At 69.6% G+C, this 18964-nt stretch carries 13 protein-coding genes and 1 pseudogene; 6 read left to right on the top strand and 8 right to left on the bottom strand.

Annotated elements, in window-relative coordinates:
* Nucleotides 1–169 precede the first annotated feature (169 nt).
* Nucleotides 170–4315 (bottom strand): DNA-directed DNA polymerase II large subunit, encoded by a 4146-nt coding sequence (locus N0B31_RS15660; protein ID WP_260592561.1) that lies wholly within the window; start codon nucleotides 4313–4315, stop codon nucleotides 170–172.
* A complete protein-coding gene (locus N0B31_RS15655) occupies nucleotides 4316–4738 on the bottom strand; it encodes a PPC domain-containing DNA-binding protein (RefSeq protein ID WP_260592560.1) in 423 nt (140 codons plus the stop codon).
* 175 nt (nucleotides 4739–4913) lie between these two features.
* Here N0B31_RS15655 and N0B31_RS15650 point away from each other — a divergent pair, with 175 nt between their 5' ends.
* Complete coding sequence (locus N0B31_RS15650) at nucleotides 4914–6095, top strand: ORC1-type DNA replication protein (protein ID WP_380628474.1); 1182 nt, start codon at nucleotides 4914–4916, stop codon at nucleotides 6093–6095.
* Nucleotides 6096–6170: 75 nt separating this feature from the next.
* Nucleotides 6171–7085 (top strand): malate dehydrogenase, encoded by a 915-nt coding sequence (gene mdh / locus N0B31_RS15645; protein ID WP_260592559.1) that lies wholly within the window; start codon nucleotides 6171–6173, stop codon nucleotides 7083–7085.
* A 160-nt stretch (nucleotides 7086–7245) separates the two neighbouring features.
* On the opposite strand, the gene N0B31_RS15640 is transcribed toward mdh, so the two are convergent.
* The 6 genes and pseudogenes from N0B31_RS15640 to N0B31_RS15620 all read right to left on the bottom strand — a co-directional run bounded on the left by N0B31_RS15640 (nucleotide 7246) and on the right by N0B31_RS15620 (nucleotide 13636).
* A complete protein-coding gene (locus N0B31_RS15640; protein WP_260592558.1) occupies nucleotides 7246–7491 on the bottom strand; it encodes a ferredoxin in 246 nt (81 codons plus the stop codon).
* Between the two features lie 212 nt (nucleotides 7492–7703).
* Nucleotides 7704–8510, bottom strand: a complete 807-nt coding sequence (pheA, locus tag N0B31_RS15635; RefSeq protein ID WP_260592557.1) for a prephenate dehydratase — start codon at nucleotides 8508–8510, stop codon at nucleotides 7704–7706.
* 50 nt (nucleotides 8511–8560) lie between these two features.
* A complete protein-coding gene (locus N0B31_RS15630; RefSeq protein WP_260592556.1) occupies nucleotides 8561–9469 on the bottom strand; it encodes an alpha/beta fold hydrolase in 909 nt (302 codons plus the stop codon).
* Nucleotides 9470–9526: 57 nt separating this feature from the next.
* Entirely contained in the window at nucleotides 9527–11899 is a 2373-nt protein-coding gene (locus tag N0B31_RS15625) for a DEAD/DEAH box helicase (protein WP_260592555.1), read from the bottom strand.
* A gap of 149 nt (nucleotides 11900–12048) precedes the next feature.
* Nucleotides 12049–12177 (bottom strand): annotated as a pseudogene (locus tag N0B31_RS22735) (hypothetical protein); the annotation flags it as partial.
* 43 nt (nucleotides 12178–12220) lie between these two features.
* Nucleotides 12221–13636 (bottom strand): MATE family efflux transporter, encoded by a 1416-nt coding sequence (locus N0B31_RS15620; protein WP_260592554.1) that lies wholly within the window; start codon nucleotides 13634–13636, stop codon nucleotides 12221–12223.
* Nucleotides 13637–13773: 137 nt separating this feature from the next.
* On the opposite strand from N0B31_RS15620, the gene lipA reads away from it, so the two are divergent.
* The 4 genes from lipA to N0B31_RS15600 all read left to right on the top strand — a co-directional run bounded on the left by lipA (nucleotide 13774) and on the right by N0B31_RS15600 (nucleotide 18800).
* Nucleotides 13774–14769, top strand: a complete 996-nt coding sequence (gene lipA, locus N0B31_RS15615) for a lipoyl synthase (RefSeq protein ID WP_368389191.1) — start codon at nucleotides 13774–13776, stop codon at nucleotides 14767–14769.
* 337 nt (nucleotides 14770–15106) lie between these two features.
* A complete protein-coding gene (gene pdhA, locus N0B31_RS15610; RefSeq protein WP_260592553.1) occupies nucleotides 15107–16210 on the top strand; it encodes a pyruvate dehydrogenase (acetyl-transferring) E1 component subunit alpha in 1104 nt (367 codons plus the stop codon).
* A complete protein-coding gene (locus N0B31_RS15605; RefSeq protein ID WP_303655778.1) occupies nucleotides 16207–17211 on the top strand; it encodes an alpha-ketoacid dehydrogenase subunit beta in 1005 nt (334 codons plus the stop codon). Before pdhA ends, N0B31_RS15605 begins: the two co-directional genes overlap by 4 nt.
* Nucleotides 17212–17213: 2 nt before the next feature.
* Nucleotides 17214–18800 (top strand): dihydrolipoamide acetyltransferase family protein, encoded by a 1587-nt coding sequence (locus tag N0B31_RS15600; protein WP_260592552.1) that lies wholly within the window; start codon nucleotides 17214–17216, stop codon nucleotides 18798–18800.
* Nucleotides 18801–18964 lie beyond the last annotated feature (164 nt).

Genomic DNA, 18964 nt, shown 5'->3' with positions numbered 1-18964 from the left:
GTCACTCCGACTGAGCGAACTATCGGGCGGTGCGGTGCTGCCGCGGTCCCGCCAGCGTACCGCGCCGGAGGCGCGGTCTCACCCGCTGCGAGCGGAGCAAGCAGCGCCTTTTGCGTGAACGCTTTTGCGCAAGCGGTCGGCCTTCGGCCGACCCGCCGCACAGAAAGATTCACATGAAGTCCGCGATCCCGCTCTGCTTGTTCGTGTCGTCCTCGAACACGCTCTCGAGCGACGTCTTCAGCACCTGCAACCGCTGCTTGGTGTAGGGACGACAGCCGAACTCGTCGGCGACGGTGATGGCCGTCTCCATGTACTTGTTCACCGACCCCTTGTGGACGGTGAGGTTCACCCGCCCGCCACACTCCCGGCAGTCGCCGGTGAGGGGCATCCGGCGGTAGTCCTCGCCGCAGTCGAGACAGCGGGTCTTCTGCCGCGAGAACGCCCGGAGGTTACCGATGAGGTCCGGCAGGAAGTGGTACTCGATGATGCGCTCGGCCACGTCCGTCTCGTCCACGCCGGCGAGCTTGCGGGCGAGCTGGAGCTGCCCGTCCATCTTCTTCTGCATGTCGTCCAGCGTCTTGTACGCCGAGAGGTCCGGCCCGAGCGCGATGTCCGTGGTGTCGTGGGTGTGTCTGAACCCGTGGTACTCGCGGTCCGTGCCGAGGTACTCCTCGGCGATGGTGATGTCGGCCTCGCCGGGGTCGGCCATCTCCAGCGTCTGGAGGTAGAACGAGCGTGGGTACTCCTCGACGATGTCGACGTTGTGCGCCTCGTCGTCGATCTCGGAGGGGTCGATGCGCGAGGACATCACGAGGGGTGCGTCCATCTTCCCGCCGCGCTGGTCGGGGAGGAACTTCTTGGAGAAGTTCAGCAGGCCGTCCATGAGGAGCATGACGCAGTCCTCGTCGCCGTCGCAGTTGGCAGCGAGCTGATAATTAGCGGAGAGGACGTGCGTATCGGTGACCGTGAGACAGTACGTGTGCTCGGTGTCGCTCGGCACGACTTCGGTCTCGACGACATCGCGCGTAGAGACCCCACCGTCGGCCGCGGCCTCCAGCGACTGCCGACCGTGAGCCGCGAGCGTGGAGTGTGCGAGCTCGTCACCGACGGTTATCCCGGAGGCTTCGACGCGTTCGACCTCGCTGTCGTGAACCCGGAGCATCCGATGGTCGGGGGTCAACCGGAGTGACCGCCCCGAGTCCAACTCGATTCGGACGAGGTGGTCGGGGGCGGGGTGTTTCGACACCGCTTCGACCGGCTTCAGCACCTCTCTCCCCTCCGCGGTGAGCGACGGCACTCGAACAGTACCGTCCAGTTCCTCCACCAGCGTCCCGAAGTCGTCCGTCTCGGGGTCGGTGAACCGCGACTCGACGAACGTGTCGATTCGCTCGCTCACGATGCCCCCGTCCGGAGCCTCGTACTGTATCTCGGTCTCCGGGTGGAAGCAGTTCCGCCGCTTCGCCGCGTGGAAGTACGGGTGTGCGTACCCCACAGCCGCACTCGTGAACCCCACCACTCGCCCGACCACCGCGGCGGAGGTGTGCGGCGCCATCCCGAACACCAGTTCACCGACGAGTTCGTCACGCTCGTCTATCTCGTAGAACCGCTCCATCCCGTAGTACTGCTCGAGCAGGTCGTCGACGAAGTCCGCGGTCCGCATCATGTGCTCGGCCGCGCCGTCCGAGAGCACCACGTCCTGCACCTTCAGTTCGACCAGCTGGTCGTCGTGGCGCAGCGGCTGGCCGTCGACGTCCTCGTGGTAGCCGAGTTCGCGGAAGTCGTCGGCGGTCACGTCGAGTTCGGCGGGACGCACGCTCGTCACCGGGAGGTCGGTCATGTCGTAGCGCACGGTGCCGTCCTTGAACGTGGAGACGCCGTTCTTCGCCCGGAGGATGCCCTTCTCCATCGGTTCGGGCACCTTCTCGGCGCTCGTGAGTCCCTTGACACCCTTCAGCGTCCCGAAGGCGGCCTCACGCTCGCCCACCGACTCGAGGGCGTTGCGGTACTCCGACTTCAGGTCGAGTTTCCGGTACTCGACGGGCGTGGCGTTCGACTCACACCGGGGACAGACCGCCCGGCCGTTCGCGTCCGGGACGGCGGGCGTGCCGCAGTCGCGGCAGGCGTACCGCGGGTTCGTGACCGCCTCGCACTCCGGACAGCGCGCCCGGAAGGTGTGGGTGTTGCACTCGGGGCAGACCCGTCGGGAGATCTGGACCTCGACCTCGCCGGCCTTGGCGTGGCGGTCGGCCATCCAGTCGGCGGCGGCGGCCACGTCGCGCTGACTGCCGCCGGCCTCGCCGATGGGGAACAGGGTGTGGACGGCGGGCGAGAGGTCGCGTTTCTCGGACTTCTCCGGGCGGCCCATCCGCGACCCGATGCGGGTGGGGGCCCGCTCGCGGACCTCGAAGGGGGCGACCTCGCAGACCGCACGGACGCTGTTCTCGCCCGGTTCGTCCGAGCCCCACTGTCGCGCCTCGGCCGAGAGGTCGGAGCGTTCCCACTCGCGGTCGAGCGACGCCGAGAGGCCGAGCGACAGCACGAACGGCTTCGCGTCCGGGACCGTCACCGTCTCCTCGCCCTGCGTGTGCTCGACGAGGAGCACCTCGAGCGCGTCGGTGAGGAACTCCGAGCGCGGGAGGACGAGCGTTCCCCCCTCGGTGTCGGCCGCCTCGTCAGTCCCGTCGTCGGGGGCCAGCGCCATCCCGTCCGCCTCGGCCCAGTGGCCCTCGCTCACCGCCCCGGCGAGCCGGTCGAACTGCTCGACCGGCAGGTCGTGCCAGAGGTAGGTGTACTTCGGGTGCAGGGGGCAGTCGTACTCGGTGGCCCACTCGAGGGCCCGCTCGGCCGGCGGGGCCTCCAGATCGACGCGCGGGTCGTCCTCCAGCGCCTGCACGTCCGCGCCAGCGTGCTCGAGGTCCTGCACCCACCACTCCGGCGTGTAGGAGGCCGGCGAGAGCGGGTGGTTGTTCTCGACGAACTCCCCGAAGTTGACGAGGTACTCGCCGAGGTCGAGGATGGCGTCGACGCCGTTGCGGACCCGTTTGGCCTCCTCGGGGTCGTCGATGCGACGGACCTCGCCGGTCGCCAACTTGACCGTCGGTCCCTCGATGGAGTCGACGGGGACGACGCCCGCCGCCTTCCCCGGCCGTTCGGTCTTGATCTGCGTCCCGGTGGCGAGGAAGTCGTCGACGAGGTGCATCGTCGCGGGGTGGACGCCGGCGGTCGCGAAGCCGTGGTTGCGCGAGCGGCCGTAGCGCAGGCGGAACCCACCTGGTCTGGAGGGGTGGCCGAACACCGGCCGGCCGGCGATGAGGTCGCGGAGGAACTTCGTGGCGGGGTCGGGCCGTTTCGGGCCGGTCGGGCCCGTCGGGGCCGGGGCGTCCGTCTCCGCGTCGTCGGCCACCTCCGCCTCCTCCTCGGGCGCGTCCGCCTCGGTAGGCTCCGCTTCCGCCTCCGTCCCGTCGTCCTTCCCGATGGTGCCGTCGATGAGGTCGTCGAGCCACGGCCAGTCGACCTCGTCGAGCTGCGAGGTGTAGCGCTTGATTTTCGGGGCCTTCTGGGCGATACCCTCACCGAGGACGAGGCACATCCCGCCGCGGGCGGAGTTGGTGTCGACCCGTTCGAGGTCGCGGTAGCCGTCGACCTCCTCGTCGCCCGTCGCCTCCCCGTCGAGCATGATGGGGACGTTCTGGGTGATGAAGCGGGTCTCCTTGTCCTTCGGCGTGTACTGGAGGCCGGTCTCGGAGTCGTAGAGGCCGATCTCCTCGACGTAGCGCTCGACCTCGTCGTCGCGCGGCTTGTAGCGGTCGATGCCGACGAGCGTCCGGGTGTAGTCGGCGACGAGCACCGAGAGCGCCTGTGCGGTCCCCCCCGCCGAGCGGATGGGACCGGCGTAGAACACGCGGACGAACTCGGTGCCGTCGTCGTTCTCCAGCACCTCGACGCGGTCGATCCCCTCGATGGGGGCGGCGACGACCCCCTCCGTCAGGAGGGCGACAGCCGTGCGGACCGCGCCCTCCACCTTCCCGGCCTTCGTGTCGTAGTCACCCACGTTCCCGTCGGCGAAGTCGCTGGCGAGTTCGAGCGCCGCCTCCTCGCGCGAGAGGTTCGGGTCGGCCTCCATCTCCCGGACCCGTTCGGCGACGCCGGGGATACCGAGGATGTTCTCGACGCGGTCGGCCATGTCCTTCGCGATGGGGATCTCCACCTCGTCGGTGGGGTCACCGCCGCGTTTCCGGGCGTCGCTGGCGACGTCCATCGCCTCGTCGAGGCGGGATTCGAGTCGCCGGAAGTACCGTTCGTCTGCCTCGCGCATCTACAGCGGCCAGAGGTCGAGGTCGGTCACCGGGTCGTGTTCCCGTTCGAGCGTGGCGTCGAACTCGCGGACGTAGAGTTCGCCCGCGAACGTCGTCGCCGTGTTCAGGTGGCCGGCGACGGTCGACCCGTCCTCGCGCGAGAGCGTCACGTGCGCGTGGGCGAACAGCTCGCCGTCCAGTATCGAGACGTTCCCGACACACGAGGCCACCTCGAACGGTTCGTCGAACGGCTCCGGGTAGTACTCCTGTTCGTCCTGGTCGTAGAAGTAGAGTTCCGCGTCCTGCACCGCGCCGAGTCCGTAGAAGAACGCCGCATCGACCCCCTGTTCGGCGGCGAAGGCCTCTATCTGGGCGCGCCAGTCCTCCCCGTGGGACATGCGTGCGACGAACTCGCGTCCCCCCTCGACCTGCCGATAGTCCATGGAATCGACGTGGTCCCTGCCGGTCAAAAACCTTCGCGTGAGCGCCGCTCGCGGCGACCCCCCTTCGTTTCGTCTGGAACTCCCGAGCGGTCCGGGCGGAAGCGTTTTACCCCGGCCCGACCGTGGTGAAAGTGAAATGGGAGACCGGGAAGGCGAGGGGCCGAGAGAGCGCGAGATGGCCACCGACGGTGGTGAGCGTTCCGACGGAACGCGAGCCTCGTCAGACCTCCGGTCCGACGGTGGGGGCGACATGCTCGGCTGGGACGAGTCCGTCTTCCGCGACGAGGGCGTGTTCGACTCGAACTACCTCCCCGAGGCGTTCCTCCACCGGGAGACGCAGATGGAGACGCTGAAGTACGCGCTCCGACCCGCGGTACGCGGCTCGCGCCCACTCAACGTCCTCGCGAACGGCCCGCCCGGAACCGGGAAGACGACGGCCGTGATGAAACTGTTCGACGAACTCGAGGCCGTCTCCGACGTCCGCGCGGTCCGGGTCAACTGTCAGGTGAACTCGACGCGTTACTCCGTCTTCTCCCGGCTGTTCGAGGGTATCTTCGAGTACGAACCGCCGACCTCTGGCATCTCGTTCAAGAAACTGTTCGGGCAGATCACGGACCACCTCGTCGAGGAGGACGAGGTGCTCGTGGTGGCGCTCGACGACGTGAACTACCTGTTCTACGAGAGCGAGGCGAGCGACACACTCTACTCGCTCCTCCGCGCGCACGAGGAGCACGCCGGGGCGAAGGTGGGGGTCATCGTGGTCTCCTCGGACCTCGACCTCGAGATCGTCGACGAACTCGACGGCCGGGTCCAGTCCGTCTTCCGGCCCGAGGAGGTCTACTTCTCGCGGTACGGCCAGTCCGAGACGGTCGACATCCTCCGCGAGCGGGTCGAGCGCGGGTTCCGGGAGGACGCCGTCGGCCCGCAGGTGCTCGACCGGGTCGCGGCGCTGACGGACGAGTCCGGCGGCGACCTGCGGGTGGGCATCGACCTGCTCCGGCGCGCTGGCCTGAACGCGGAGATGCGCGGGTCGACGGAGGTCGCCACGGAGGACGTGGACGAGGCCTACGAGAAGGCGAAGTACGTCCACCTCTCGCGGCACCTCCGGTCGCTGGCGGACTCGGAGCGGGCGTTCCTCCGGACCCTCGCCCAGCACGACGGCTCGCGCGCGGGCGACGTGTTCGAGGCGTTCACCGAGGACACCGGGCTGGGCTACACCCGCTACTCCGAGATCATCAACAAGCTCGACCAGCTCGGGGTCATCGACGCCGAGTACACGAACGTTGAGGGTCGGGGGCGCTCGCGCGAGCTGTCGCTCGCGTACGACGCGGACGCGGTGCTGGAGCGACTCGGGTGAGCCGTCGGCCGGGGGAAGCCCACCCGCGAGGACGAATCACAGGGACCTATTACGGGCTAGGTCGTGCCCTCCAGTATGACGAAAGTGAGCGTCATCGGTGCCGCTGGCACGGTGGGTGCCGCGGCGGGGTACAACCTCGCACTTCGTGACATCGTCGACGAACTCGTGTTCGTGGACATCCCCGACATGGAGGAGAAGACGGTCGGGCAGGCCGCCGACACGAACCACGGCATCGCCTACGACTCGAACACCACGGTCGTCCAGGGCGGGTACGAGGACACCGCCGGCTCGGACGTCGTCGTCATCACGGCCGGCATCCCGCGACAGCCGGGCCAGACCCGCATCGACCTCGCGGGCGACAACGCCCCCATCATGGAGGACATCGGCTCGTCGCTCGCCGAGTACAACGACGACTTCGTCTCCGTCACCACCTCGAACCCGGTGGACCTGCTCAACCGCCACCTGTACGAGGCGGGTGACCGCGCACGCCAGAAGGTGATCGGCTTCGGTGGCCGTCTGGACTCCGCCCGGTTCCGCTACGTCCTCTCCGAGCGCTTCGACGCGCCGGTCAAGAACGTGGAGGCGACCATCCTCGGCGAGCACGGCGACGCGCAGGTCCCCATGTTCTCCAAGGTCCGTGTCGACGGCACCGACCCCGAGTTCAGCGCCGACGAGAAGGAGGAGATCCTCGGTGACCTCCAGCAGTCCGCGATGGACGTCATCGAGCGCAAGGGCGCGACCCAGTGGGGCCCGGCGACGGGCGTCGCCCACATGGTCGAGGCCATCCTCCACGACACCGGCGAGGTGCTGCCCGGCTCCGTGAAGCTCGAGGGCGAGTTCGGCTACGAGGACACCGCCTTCGGTGTCCCGGTCAAGCTCGGCTCGAACGGCGTCGAGGAGGTCGTCGAGTGGGACCTCGACGACTACGAGTCCGAGCTGATGGACGAGGCCGCCGAGAAGCTCGCCGACCAGTACGACAAGATCGCGTAAGCGGACGCGGCCCGAACCCGGACGTCCTCACTTCTTTCACGCCACCGAGTCCCGACCAGCCCCGCCGCTAGCGGTGCCCCGACGGCAGATACGGCGACGTCTGGAAGGAGCTGCCACAGCACTTTTATACGAAAGACGTTCGCCCGTATCGAACGTGCGTTCAGGGGATTATCTGCTCGCCGTCGTCGTCGAACACCCGGATGGCGTCGACGGGGCACACTCTGGCCGCGAACTTCGCGTCGAACTCCGCGTCCTCGGGGATCTCGCGGACGAACACGTCCTCCTCGCGTTCCTCGCTGTCGGCGAGCACGGCCTTCCCGGCCGACTCGTCCCGCTCGAACGCGTCCCACTCCGCCACGCACTGGAACATCCCGATACAGGTGTCCCGGTCGTACTCGATTCGCATACCTCGCGTTCGCCGGACGGCGGTATAGGCGTGGCGGGCGGTGCCGTGCGGCGCGGAGGCGGTAGCTGTCGGGGTGCGGAGGCGGTGCTGTGCTGTAGTCACCAGCACACCCACCCGCTCCGAGCGAAGCGAGGAGCGCACTTTTTCCCCAAGTTTTTGCGAGGAGTGGTTCGCGAGCGCAGCGAGCGAACCCGACGAGTACAAAGTGGGTTCTAGTAGAGGACGGTCTTGCTGTCGTAACTCCCCAGCACCCGCACCCAGCCCTCCTCGCCCAGCTGCTCCAGCTCCGCGACCGCCTCCTTCGCGCGTTCCTCGTACATGCCGGCGGCGAAGTCGAGGTGGAACACGTAGTCGCCGAGTCGCTCGCCCGAGGGGCGGGACTCCACGCGCGAGAGGTTGATGTCGCGGTCGGCGAACGGTTCGAGCATCTCGAGCAGCAGGCCGGGGTAGTTCGTGTTCGGGTAGACGACGAGGCTGGTCTTGCCGCCCGCCTCGCTGCGCTCCGACTCGGGGGCGAGGACGAGGAACCGCGTGGCGTTGGACGTGCGGTCCTGGATGTCCTCGGCGAGGACGCGGAGGTCGTCGCCGGCGGTGTCGGGGTGCCCGATGGCGGCGACGCGGTCGTCCTCGCGGGCGCGCTCGACGCCGCGGGCGGTGGAGGCGACGGCCTCCATCGTGGCGTTGGGGTACTCGGCGTCGAGGTAGGCCCGACACTGCGCCAGCGCCTGCGCGTGGCTGGCGACGAGGTCGAACTCGCCGTGCTGGGCCATCAGCGCGTGGCGGATGGGCGTGATGATCTCCTGGACGACGGCGACGTTCCGGTCGGCCAACGCGTCCAGCGACTCGGTGACCGAACCCTCGATGCTGTTCTCGATGGGGACGACCCCGCGTTCGTACTCGCCGGACGCGACGCCGTCGACGATGCCCGTGACCGACTCGGTGAAGTCGATGTCGTCGGCCACGGCGCGGGTCGCCCGGTGTGAGTACGTGCCCTCGGGGCCGAGGGTGAGCGCTCGCATGGGACGGGGTACTCCGGTCCCCGGTAAAAGAGCGTCGGGGGCGAGACCGGTCAGGCGTCGACCCGTCCGGCGACCCGTCGGCAGAACGCTCGCACCGTCCGGTCGAAGAACGAGGGGTTGTCGAGATTCACGGCGTGCCCGGCGTCGGGGACGGCCACACACTCGACTGGAGCGTTCGGGAAGGCGTCTGCGACGGCCACGGCCATCTCACGCGCCCCGGCCGGGGCGTGCGCCGCGTAGAGCACCAGCACCGGCGCGGTGATCCCCGAGCAATCGAGGTCGGTGGCCGGGAAGGCGGCGGTGGCGCGGGTGACCTTGCTGAACTCGTGGCTGGGGAGGCGCGGGTCCGAGTCGACGAGGGTCTGGACGGTCACCTCGTCACCGGCCCACCCCGACGCGAGGCGGTTACCGACCCACATCTGGAGTCGGTTGAGTCGCTTGTAGTCGACGTACCGCCCGAGGAACCCGAGGAACCGGATGTTCGCGAACGCCAGTCGACCGGCGAGCGGGAGCGGGCCGGGCGTGAACGTGTCGGCCAGGACGAGGCCGGCCACCCTCTCCGGGTGCCTCGCGGCGTAGGTCTGGACGACGGCCCCGCCCATCGAGAGCCCACAGAGGACCGGCCGCTCGATGTCGAGTGCCGTCAGCAACGCGTCGAGGTCCTCGGCGAACAGGGCTATCGAGTAGGGCTCGACGGGCGACCCGCCGGTCCGGCCGTGGCCGCGGACGTCGTAGGCGACGGTGGTGAACTCGTCGCTCAGGGTCGCCAGCTGGCGCGCCCACATCGTCGTGCTCATGACCACACCGTGGACGAAGACGACCGGCGGGCCGTTCCCGCGGCGCTCGTAGTAGGTCCTGATGCCGTTCGTCTCGACGTAGCCGGCTTCGAGCGTGGCACCCGGACGGTCGGCCTCGTGGGCAGTCTCCCCAGTGCTCCCGTCGCTCGTCGCTCGTGACATACCACCTCACGGGTCGCAGGAGGCGATAACGGTGCGTCTGGCCGGCGCTCGCTCACCTCACTCGACGACCCGCACCGTCCGCGACTCCGAGACGGGCGGCAGGGGCAGCTCCGGGAACGTCACGGTCACGGTGTAGGTGAGCGTCTCGTGGTCGTCGGGGTCGGCGCCGAACACGCCCAGCGGGAGCGACCGCTCGCCGAGGTAACAGCGGGTGCTGGTCATCTCCCGCCCCTCGACGCTGGCCGCGAGGTGGGCGACAGCCCCGTCGCCCGCGTTCGAGACCGTCACGTCGCACATCTCGTTCTCGCCCTGTCGGATCTCGTCGGGGAACGCGCCCCAGTCGAAGGCGGGGTCGGGGAGGCCACTCGCGTTCTCCAGCAGGCGCTCGGCGACGCCCTCGCTCATGCCGGCGTCGACCAGCCCCGAGACACCGGCGGCGCGGAGGTCCTCGGGGGTCTGGAACCCCTCGGCGGCGAGTTTCCGGGCGCGGCCGGAGCCGACGCCCTCGACGGCCGTGAGACCGACCGCGTCGCTCCCGACGCCGTGTTCGACGCGGGCCTCCACGCGGCAGGCGAGGTTGGCGGCGGCCGGGGAGCCGAGTTCCCGCAGGAACGCGCGCTGGGCCGCGAGCAGGCGGAGCACGTTCTGCCGGATGACCCACGCGTCGCTTCGGAGTTCGCTCGGGGTCGTGCCGTCCATCGACGCGCGGATGATGGCGAGCACCTTCCGGTTGCCGGGGTCGAGGTCGTCGCCTTCGGCACCCAGCACCGCGCGGACGGCCTCGCGTTCGTCACGGCGAGCGGAGACGGAGTCGAACTCGCCGGCCGCGGCGACGGCGTGGAGGATGTCGGCCTCGCCGACCGTGGGGCGGTCCTCGTCTGCGGCCCGTTCGGCGAGGTCGGCGAACTCCCGTGCCGTGTCGAGTCGCATGTAGAACTTCGAGGCGAGACGACCGAGCGCGGTCGCTTCGAGGCCGAGGTTCCCCTCCTCGGTGACGACGAACCCGTCGTCGACGAGCGAGCGGAGGGTGTCACGGACCCGCTCGCGCAGGGAGTCACCCGAGGAGTACCGGTCGGGCGCCGAGTTCGCCCGGACGTAGTAGAAGGTGGTCTCCAGCCAGTCCATCACGTCGTCCACGTCGCCGATGGTACCCAGCGCGATCTCGGCGTTGAGGTGGGCGTCGAGTTCCCCCGCGAGCCGGGACTCGATCTCCTTGCCCTCCTGCAGGAGTGTGCGGTACTTCGCGGCGTCCGCGCCGTCGCAGACCACGTGTGCGTAGCCCGCGTCGTCGTAGCCCGGCCGGCCCGCCCGCCCGAGCATCTGGAGCACGTCGAGCGGACTCATGTCCACCTCGCCCTCCAGCGGGTCGTGGAGCTTCGTGTCACGGATGACGACACACCGTGCGGGGAGGTTCACGCCCCACGCGAGCGTCGAGGTGGAGAACAGGAGCTGTATCTTCCCCGCCTTGAACCACGCCTCGACGGCGTTCTTGTCCTCACGGGAGAGGCCGGCGTGGTGGAACCCCACCCCGTCGACGACGGACTGGCGGAGCGTGTCGTTCCGGAGGTCCTCGGCGTCGACGTGGAAGTCGTAGTCGCCGCGGGCGCCCATCTCGATGTCGCGTTCGGCGACGACGTCACGTGCCTTCTCGGCCGCACGCACCGTGTCCTGTCGGGAGGAGACGAACACGAGCGCCTGGCCGCCGTCCTCGACGTGTGGCTGGGCGAGGTCGAGGGCCCGATAGAGTCGGCGGTACTTGTCGGCGAAGGAGTTCTCGCCGTGGGCGTACGTCTCGACGGTGGCGTGCAGCGGCACCGGACGGTACTCGTCGCCGAAGCGGAACGTGTTCGAGTCGGGGGCGTCGAGCCACTCGGCCACGTCGTCGACGTTCGGCATCGTCGCCGAGAGCGCCACGACGCGGGGGTCACAGAGCCGCCGGAGCCGCGAGAGCGTCACCTCCAGCACCGCGCCGCGACGGTCCGAGTCGAGCAGGTGGACCTCGTCGATGACACAGCAGTCGACGTCGGTGATGAACTCGTAGCGCGGCGTGTCGTGCTTGCGCGTCGCGGAGTCGGCCTTCTCCGGCGTCATCACGAGGATGTCGGCGCGCTCGGCGCGCCGCGGGTTCAGGTCCCGTTCGCCCGTGACGACGTACACCGAGTAGCCCATCTCCTCGAAGCGCTCCCACTCGGCCTCCTTCTCGTTGGTCAGCGCGCGCAGCGGCGCGAGGAAGAGCGCGGTCCCCTCGCGTTCGAGTGTCCGGCAGATGGCCAGCTCCGCGAGCGCGGTCTTCCCCGAGGCGGTCGGCGCGCTGACGACCACGTTCGCGTCGCTCTCGAGGATAGCGGGCATGGCCTCCCGTTGCATCCGGTTGAACGACTCGAACGGGAACGCGTCGGCGAACGCCGGGACGGCCTCACTGACCTGCATCGGAGCCCTCAGTCACGGGAGAGAGTGGAGGACCCATCGGGGAAGAACGTTCCGACACCGGACTTTTGCTGTCGGGTTCGCGCGCCGCGCCTCACGGCAGGTGAGCGTACTGGTGGGTTCCGCACCGAACCGCGACGACAGTACGCCGGGTCCACGTGGTGGACCGCCTCCGGCGAGAGCAGGCGACCGCTTGGGAGTTCCACCCAGCCGTTCCCGAGCAGCCGTATCGGGCCCTCGTGGACGAACTCGTCCCGGCTGGGCTCGGTGGAGCGGACCATGCCGGCCCGTCGGGCGCGTCGCACGGAACCCTCGTGCCGGCCGCTAGCCGCTCGCCGTCTCCGCGGCCCGCCCGAGCATCCCCCGGTCGACCTCCCGGTGGTAGTAGACGGCGAGGCCGACGGCGACGACGACGTTCGATATCGTCACGGCCCAGAACACCGACTGCACGCCGTAGCCGAGCAGGAACACGCCGGCGGCGGCGATGGGGAGGCGAATCGCCCAGAACTGACAGAGCGTGGCGACGAAACTCGTCCGGGTCCGGCGGGCGGCGTTGAACCCCCCTTCGAGGAGGTAGGCCGCACCGATGGCCGGGTAGCCGTACGCGAGGATACGGAGGTACTGCTCGGCGAGCGCGAGCGCCTCGCCCGAGAGTTCGGGGACGAGCAGGACGGCGAGGTCACCGGGGACGAACCACTGGGCGGCCCCGACCACCGCGAGCCCACCGGCCGCGATACCGACGCCGAGCCACGTCGTGCGGCCCGCCCGGTCCGGCCGCTCGGCGCCGAGGTTCTGCCCGACGACGCTCTGGGCCGCCTGCTGGAGGCCGATGGCGGGGACGAACGCGACGGCGGCGACCCGGGCGCCGACGAAGTACGCGGCGAGCCCGGCCCCCCCGGCGGCGGCGAACACGACCACGACGACGACCAGCCTGACACTCTGGCGGGCCACCTGCTGGGCGGCGCTCGGGCCACCGATGTCGAGCAGTTCGCGCACCTCCTCGAGGTCGGGGGCGAACGTCTCGCTCCCGACCAGCCCCTTCGCGCGGCCGGCCGCGAGCATCGCGGCGCCGAGGACGAAGGCGGCGAGCGACCCGCAGACGAGCGCGAGGCCGGCACCGGTCACCCCCAGCGAGGGGACGCCCAGCGGTGCGAAGCCGAAGATGAGGAGCGGGTCGAGGACGACGTTCGTGCCGACGGTGGCGAGGTTGATGTACAGCGAGGCCCGCGAGTCGCCCCAGCCGACGAAGCCGGCCTCGAGGGTGTCGCCGAGGCCGATGGCGACCAGCCCGAGGCCGACGACGCGGAGGTAGTCGACGGCGGCCCGTTCGACGGCGGGGTCGGTCCCCGCGGGCCGGACGGCGGTGAGCAGGTCGACGAGCGCCGGGGCCGCGAGGTAGGCGACAGCACCGACGGCGAGCGCGAGCGCGACGGCCGTCGCCAGCCCGGTGCCGAGCGCCCGGCGAGCGCCCGCCCGGTCGTCGGCACCGACGCGCTGACTGACGAGGACCTGCGTCCCGACGAACGGACCGACGGCGACGACGGCGAACAGGAGGACGACGGCGGGGAACGCGAGCGAGACACCCGCGACGGCCGCACCGGAGAACCGCCCGAGGAACACGAGGTCCGCGACCTGGTTGGCGACCAGCGCGAGTTGCTGGACCAGCAGGGGCGCGGCGAGGAGGAGCAGGGCACGCAACAGCGACCCCTCGGTGATGTCCTCGGTCGAGAGTTCGAACACTGGGAACCAGTGTCAACGCTATTGCACATGAATCTACCGTTAGTTCCGTGAAAGGAACGGGGCCCCAGCGTCGACGCCGGGGGGAGGTCGGCGTGGGAACCACAGGGCTTTCACCCGGCGACACGTACGCAGGCTCGATGAGCGGCGTCCGCAAGCCGGAGTGGCTGAAGATGCGCCCCCCGTCGGGTCGCCGGTTCACGGAGATACGCGACACGCTTCGTGACCACGACCTGACCACGGTCTGCGAGGAGGCCTCCTGCCCGAACCTCGGTGACTGCTGGTCCGGGCGCAACGGGCCGGGGACGGCCACGTTCATGCTGATGGGCGAGCACTGCTCTCGCGGCTGTAACTTCTGCGACGTCCAGACCGGCGGGATGGAGCCGCTGGACCCGGCCGAGCCGGGGAACGTCGCCGACGCCGTCGCCGAGATCGGGCTGGACTACGTCGTCCTCACCTCGGTCGACCGCGACGACCTCGACGACCAGGGTGCCGAGCACTTCGCCGAGACCATCCGCGAGATAAAACGCCGCGACTCGAGCGTCCTCGTCGAGGCCCTGACCCCCGACTTCCAGGGGGAGATGGCTCTCGTCGATACCGTCGCGGAGGCGGGGGCGGACGTGCTGGCGCACAACGTGGAGACCGTCGAGCGATTGCAGTGGCCCGTCCGTGACCGCCGGGCGGGCTACGAGCAGAGTCTGAAGGTGCTGGAGCGGTACGCCGAGTCCGACGCGTACGCGAAGACCTCGCTCATGCTCGGGGTCGGCGAGTACGACCACGAGGTGTACCAGGCACTCTCGGACCTGCGCGAGGTGGGTACGGACATCGTCACCTTCGGCCAGTACCTCCAGCCCTCGCGCTCGCACCTCGAGGTGTTCGACTACGTCCACCCGGACAAGTTCGACACGTGGGGGCGGGTCGCCGAGGACGAGTTCGGGTTCCTCTACTGCGCGTCGGGGCCGATGGTCCGCTCCTCGTTCAAGGCGGGCGAGTTCTTCGTGGAGGCGCTGGTCCGGGACGGCAAGAGCGTCGAGGAGGCACGCGAGGCTGCAGCGACCGCGGGGAGCGAGAGCGAGGGCGAACGAAGTGAGCCCTCGAAAGCGAGCGGCGAAGCCGCGAGCGAAGCCTCGGACTGACGAGCGGGGAGCGAAGCGACCCGCGAGTCCGCGGCGCGTGGCCCGAACGCAGTGACGGCCACGGTACGGTCGACCGCCGAACGCAGTGAGCCGTGCGACGGGGCCGCCGTCGGCGTGTCGGCGCCACACACGCGAACACCTCTCACGGGCGGCGGGCTCGACCGGACACGTGTCACGGGAGCGGCCGTCGTTCGCGGAGCGGGCGTGACGGACGCACGGTGGCAGCGGGGAAAGTGGACGAACGTCCGGCAGAGCGCCGCTCGGGCGAACGGGGCAAATTTTACGTAAACACTATGCCGGCGGGCGCGGCACTCCCGCGTATGTATCGGAGGGAGCTATGAGTACGCTACAGCGCGACCCGCGAGAGCAGGTCCGCGTCCTCGACGAGGACGGCCGCGTCGTCGACGGCGCGACGGTACCGGACCTCGACGACGACCAGATGGTCGAGATGTACCGGAACATGAAGCTTGCACGGCACTTCGACCAGCGGGCCGTCTCCCTGCAGCGGCAGGGACGGATGGGCACCTACCCGCCGCTGTCCGGTCAGGAGGGCGCACAGATCGGGAGCGCGATGGCGCTCGACGAGGAGGACTGGATGGTCCCCTCCTACCGCGAGCACGGTGCCGCGTACGCCCGCGGGCTGAAACTCCACCAGACGCTGCGGTACTGGATGGGTGACGAGCGCGGGAACGAACTGCGCGACCTCAACATCTTCCCCGTCGCGGTGCCCATCGCCACGCAGGTGCTCCACGCCTCGGGACTGGCGTGGGGGGCGAAACTCAAGGGCGACCGGAAGGCGTTCATGTGTTACTTCGGCGACGGCGCCACCTCGGAGGGTGACTTCCACGAGGGGTTGAACTTCGCCGGTGTCTTCGACGTGCCCGCCGTCTTCTTCTGTAACAACAACCAGTGGGCCATCTCCGTCCCGCGCGAGCGACAGACCGCGAGCGAGACCATCGCGCAGAAGGCCGTCGCCTACGGCTTCGAGGGCGTCCAGGTCGACGGGATGGACCCCCTCGCGGTGTACAAGGTGGCTCGGGAAGCCGTCGAGAAGGCGAAGGCCGACGACCCCGAGGACCTCCGGCCGACGCTCATCGAGGCGGTCCAGTACCGCTTCGGCGCCCACACCACCGCCGACGACCCCTCCGTCTACCGCGACGACGACGAAGTCGAGCGCTGGAAGGCGAAAGACCCCATCCCCCGGCTGGAGTCGTACCTCTACGAACAGGGCGTCCTCGACCAGGAGCGCATCGACGCGGTCCAGCAGTCCGTCGAGGAGGAGGTGGCCGACGCCATCGAGACCGCGGAGAGTCTGGAGCGGCCCGAACCCGCGGCCATCTTCGAGCACGTCTACGAGGGGATGCCCAAGCGGTTACAACAGCAGCGCCAGTACCTCGAACAGCTACGCGAACGTCACGGAGACGAGGAACTCCTCGAATGAGCCAACAACAGCAGCAGTCGACCCAGAACCTCACCCTCGTGCAGGCCGTGCGAGACGGCCTGTACGGCGAGATGGAACGCGACGACGACGTCATCGTCCTCGGCGAGGACGTCGGGAAGAACGGCGGCGTCTTCCGGGCCACGCAGGGCCTCTACGACGAGTTCGGCGAGAAGCGCGTCATCGACACCCCGCTCGCCGAGTCCGGCATCGTCGGCACCAGCGTCGGGATGGCCGCCTACGGCCTGAAGCCGGTCGCCGAGATGCAGTTCATGGGGTTCATCTACCCCGCGTTCGACCAGATCATCTCACACGCCGCTCGCCTCCGTACCCGCTCGCGGGGCCGGTTCTCCTGCCCGCTCGTCGTGCGTGCCCCCTACGGCGGCGGCATCCGCGCGCCCGAGCACCACTCCGAGTCCAAGGAGGCGTTCTTCGCGCACGAACCCGGCCTGAAGGTGGTCATCCCCTCCACCCCGTACGACACGAAGGGTCTGCTCGCCTCCGCGATCCGGGACCCCGACCCGGTCATCTTCCTCGAGCCGAAGCTCATCTACCGCGCCTTCCGCGAGGAGGTGCCCGACGAGACGTACACCGTCCCCATCGGCGAGGCCGCGACCCGCCGCGAGGGCGACGACGTGAGCGTGTTCACGTGGGGCGCGATGACCCGGCCGACGATGGAGGCGGCCGAGCAACTGGCCGAGAACGAGGGCATCGAGTGTGACGTGGTCGACCTGCGCACGCTCTCGCCGCTCGACGACGAGGCCATCCTCGAGTCGTTCAAGAAGACCGGCCGGGCCGTCGTGGTCCACGAGGCGCCCAAGACGGGCGGCCTCGCGGGCGAGATCACCGCGACGATACAGGAGGAGGCCCTGCTGTACCAGGAGGCCCCCGTCAAGCGCGTGACCGGGTTCGACACCCCGTTCCCGCTGTACGCGCTGGAGGACTACTACCTGCCCGAGGCGGCCCGCATCGCCGACGGTATCCGGGAGACCTACGAGTTCTGAGCATGGTGCGAGAGTTCAAACTCCCGGACGTGGGCGAAGGGCTGACGGAGGCCGAGATCGTCGACTGGCTGGTCGAGGTGGGCGATACGGTGTCCGAGGACCAGCCGGTCGCCGAGGTGGAGACGGACAAGGCGGTCGTGGAGGTCCCGTCGCCGGTGAACGGGACGGTCCGCGAAATCCTGGCCGAAGCGGGCGAGATGGTCCCCGTCGGGGACGTCATCATCACGTTCGACGTGGAGGGCGAGGAGAGCGAGCCCGTCGAGGAGTCGGCCGACGAGAGCGACGCCGAGTCCGCCGTCGAACCCATCGGCGACGAGGCCGACGCGGGTGCCGAAGCGGGCAACGGCGCCACCGCGGAGGCGGAACCGAGCGCCAGAGGCGGCCGCGTGTTCGCCGCCCCGTCCGCCCGCCGACTCGCCCGCGAACTCGACGTGGACATCACCACCGTCGCCGGATCCGGGCCCGGCGGGCGCGTGAGCGAGGCCGACGTCCGGGCCGCCGCCGAGAGCGGTGGTGACGAGGGGGCGGCCGAGGCAGCCGAGGCCCCGAAGTCGGCCGTCAAGCGCGTGAGCGACGCGCCGGAGTCGAAGCTCGACTCGAAGGGCGACGGGTCGGCCGAGCCCGCGACGACCGCTCCCGCCGGCGGCCCGGAACCCGCCGGCCGCGAACAGACCCTCGCCGCGCCCGCGACCCGCAGACTGGCCGAGGAGGAGGGCGTCGACCTGAACGACGTCCCCACCGACGCGGAGCGCGACGGGCAGGCGTTCGTCACGCCCGAGCACGTCCAGCAGTACGCCGCGGCCCAGCAGGCCGCACAGGCGGCCGACGCGCAGGCAGTCCAGCAGGAGGCGGCGAGCGCCCCGGCCGCCGACACCGAGACCACCCCCGAGGGCGAGGTCGAACGGGTCCCGTACCGCGGCATCCGCCGGACCATCGGGAAGGCGATGGAGAACTCGAAGTACACGGCACCGCACGTCACCCACCACGACACCGTCGTGGTCGACGACCTCGTCGACGTGCGCGCCCGCCTCAAGCCGAAGGCCGAGGAACGCGGTATCAAGTTGACCTACATGCCGTTCGTCGTGAAGGCCATCGTCGCGGCGCTGAAGGAGTACCCCGTCCTCAACTCCCAGCTGAACGAGGACGACGAGGAGATCCTCGTCAAGCACTACCACAACATCGGCATCGCCGTCGCGACCGACGCGGGCCTGATGGTCCCGGTCGTGAAGGACGCCGGGCAGAAGGACATGCTCACCATCGCCAGCGACGTGAACGAGCTGGCGAGCAAGGCGCGTGACCGCTCCATCTCCCGCTCGGAGATGCAGGGCGGCACCTTCTCCATCACCAACTTCGGCGCTATCGGCGGCGAGTACGCCACGCCCATCATCAACTACCCCGAGACGGCCATCCTCGGGCTGGGCGAGCTGAAACAGCGGCCCGTCGTCGAGGACGGCGAGGTCGTGGCGCGGTGGACCATCCCCATCTCGCTCTCCATCGACCACCGCGTCATCGACGGGGCCGACGCGGCGCAGTTCGCGAACACGCTGATGGAGTACCTCGGGAATCCGGAACTGCTCCTCTTGGAGTAGGGTTCCGAGGACGACCCGTCTATCTTTCAGGGAGCGTCGTTCTCGTCCTCCGTGGTCGCGAGCAGACGCGCGAGTCGCGGTACAACCTAGCCCGCACCGCACAGCAGTCGGGCCGACCGACCCTGCGGGTCGGCACGGCCAGCCCTGCCCTCCCCCGTTGCTCG

The organism is Salinirubellus salinus (assembly GCF_025231485.1).
Taxonomy (GTDB): domain Archaea; phylum Halobacteriota; class Halobacteria; order Halobacteriales; family Haloarculaceae; genus Salinirubellus; species Salinirubellus salinus.
The sequence above is the reverse complement of the archived record's forward strand: the minus strand, read 5'-3'. Positions and strand labels throughout refer to the sequence as shown.

What these genes read in the sequence shown, in the direction of transcription:
- pdhA (WP_260592553.1), top strand. Translation starts at nt 15,107, where the DNA reads ATGAGTACGCTACAGCGCGACCCGCGAGAGCAGGTCCGCGTCCTCGAC.
- mdh (WP_260592559.1), top strand. Translation starts at nt 6,171, where the DNA reads ATGACGAAAGTGAGCGTCATCGGTGCCGCTGGCACGGTGGGTGCCGCG.
- N0B31_RS15605 (WP_303655778.1), top strand. Translation starts at nt 16,207, where the DNA reads ATGAGCCAACAACAGCAGCAGTCGACCCAGAACCTCACCCTCGTGCAG.
- N0B31_RS15625 (WP_260592555.1), bottom strand. Translation starts at nt 11,899, where the DNA reads ATGCAGGTCAGTGAGGCCGTCCCGGCGTTCGCCGACGCGTTCCCGTTC.
- pheA (WP_260592557.1), bottom strand. Translation starts at nt 8,510, where the DNA reads ATGCGAGCGCTCACCCTCGGCCCCGAGGGCACGTACTCACACCGGGCG.
- N0B31_RS15600 (WP_260592552.1), top strand. Translation starts at nt 17,214, where the DNA reads ATGGTGCGAGAGTTCAAACTCCCGGACGTGGGCGAAGGGCTGACGGAG.
- N0B31_RS15650 (WP_380628474.1), top strand. Translation starts at nt 4,914, where the DNA reads ATGGCCACCGACGGTGGTGAGCGTTCCGACGGAACGCGAGCCTCGTCA.
- N0B31_RS15640 (WP_260592558.1), bottom strand. Translation starts at nt 7,491, where the DNA reads ATGCGAATCGAGTACGACCGGGACACCTGTATCGGGATGTTCCAGTGC.
- N0B31_RS15630 (WP_260592556.1), bottom strand. Translation starts at nt 9,469, where the DNA reads ATGTCACGAGCGACGAGCGACGGGAGCACTGGGGAGACTGCCCACGAG.
- N0B31_RS15660 (WP_260592561.1), bottom strand. Translation starts at nt 4,315, where the DNA reads ATGCGCGAGGCAGACGAACGGTACTTCCGGCGACTCGAATCCCGCCTC.
- N0B31_RS15655 (WP_260592560.1), bottom strand. Translation starts at nt 4,738, where the DNA reads ATGGACTATCGGCAGGTCGAGGGGGGACGCGAGTTCGTCGCACGCATG.
- lipA (WP_368389191.1), top strand. Translation starts at nt 13,774, where the DNA reads ATGAGCGGCGTCCGCAAGCCGGAGTGGCTGAAGATGCGCCCCCCGTCG.